The organism is Corynebacterium sp. HMSC074C03 (assembly GCF_001838285.1).
GTDB lineage: Bacteria > Actinomycetota > Actinomycetes > Mycobacteriales > Mycobacteriaceae > Corynebacterium > Corynebacterium amycolatum.
Genome location: NZ_KV836231.1, coordinates 1 through 545, shown reverse-complemented (window position 1 = coordinate 545; position 545 = coordinate 1). Strand labels below are relative to the sequence as shown.

The 545-nt window shown below is 53.2% G+C and carries 2 protein-coding genes; both read right to left on the bottom strand.

The annotated features are described in order from the left end of the window. Nucleotides 1-274: IS3 family transposase (locus HMPREF2847_RS07090; protein WP_141765069.1), on the bottom strand; the 274-nt coding region annotated here is incomplete at its 3' end. Continuing rightward, the coding region (locus tag HMPREF2847_RS11280; protein ID WP_246821977.1) for a transposase at nucleotides 274-545 on the bottom strand (272 nt) is incomplete at its 5' end. The genes HMPREF2847_RS07090 and HMPREF2847_RS11280, both read right to left, overlap by 1 nt.

Below are 545 nucleotides of genomic sequence, written 5' to 3'. Positions count from 1 at the left end.
TCATGCGCATCCGCTTCGCCACAGTCTTACGGTTGAGCGAAATGCGGTAGCGCTCGGTAAGTTCTGCGGTGATCCGCGGAGCACCATAAACCTCATCAGAGTCTTTCCAAATCTGATGAATCTTACGGTCAACATCATCGTAAAATGCAACACGATCATCTTTTCCGGATAGCCGTTTCTGCTGCGCATGGGCCCATTTGTAGTATCCAGACCGAGACACTTTTAATAGCCGTGCCATGCGTTTGATGCTGTAGTTTGCCTTCTCCTGCTGCATCAATTCGAACTTTTCTGCTCGCGTTGCTTCGCGGCGAAGAAGGCCGTCGCTTTTGACAAAAACTCATTATCCATCTTCGCTTCAGCCAGCTCCCGGCGCAGACGAGCATTCTCAGCACGAAGATCAGCTTCACTCATCCCATCGGAGGATCCTCGGCGCTCACGCTCGAGTTTGACCCACCGGCCCAAAAGCCCGGCGGAGACACCGATTTCCTTAGCCACATGAGCAATCGGCCGATCTGACTCGATTACCAGGTTCGCGGCTTCACGCC